Origin of the sequence: Streptomyces sp. SID12488, from assembly GCF_010548275.1 — a bacterium.
Lineage (GTDB): Bacteria > Actinomycetota > Actinomycetes > Streptomycetales > Streptomycetaceae > Streptomyces.
This window is the reverse complement of the sequence record NZ_JAAGLT010000100.1, coordinates 1-683: the sequence shown is the minus strand read 5'-3', so window position 1 is coordinate 683 and position 683 is coordinate 1. Positions and strand designations below refer to the sequence as shown.

The following is a 683-nucleotide window of genomic DNA, read 5'->3' as shown; positions in this document are numbered from 1 at the left end:
GTTCCACAAAGGCTGCACGATCCAGGGGGTGGTCAAGCTGCTGAAACGGCACGGCTGGTCCTGCCAGCTTCCGGTGCGCCACGCGATCGAGCGGGAGGAAACGGCCTACGAGATGTGGAAGGACGAGGTGTGGCCGCGGTTAAAAGGACCGCGGCGGACCTGGGCGCCTACATCTGCTTCGAGGACGAGGCAGGCCAGGGACTGAGGCCGCCGAAAGGCCGCACCTGGGCACCGCGCGGAGCACGTCCGGTGGTGCGGGTGCGCGGTCGGGGAAACGGCCGGGTCAACATCGCCGGCGTCGTCTGCTTCCGGCCCGGCAGCCGCCCGCACTTCTTCTACAAGCTGCACGTCTACCACGGCCGCAAGGGCGAGCCCCAGACGTTCGCCTGGCACGAGTACCGCGACCTGATCATCACCGCCCACCAGCAGCTGAACGCCCCATTGGTGTGGTGCTGGGACAACCTCAACGTCCACCTCACCAAGGAGCTCGTCGCGTTCGCCGAGGAACACGCGGACTGGTTACGGATCTTCCAGATGCCGTCATACGCACCCGAGTTGAACCCGGCGGAAGGCGTATGGTCACTCCTCAAGCGCGCTGTCGCCAACTTCGTCGCCACCGACCTCAAGGGACTCGTCCGCATCGTCAAGCGCAAACTGAAGAAGATCCAGTTCAGACCCCACCT

The 683-nt window shown here is 65.3% G+C and carries 1 protein-coding gene; it reads left to right on the top strand.

Going from position 1 to position 683, the window contains the following annotated elements:
• Window positions 1-129: 129 nt before the first annotated feature.
• A partial coding sequence (locus G3I56_RS42670) for a transposase (RefSeq protein WP_164418932.1) occupies window positions 130-683 on the top strand: 554 nt, incomplete at its 3' end.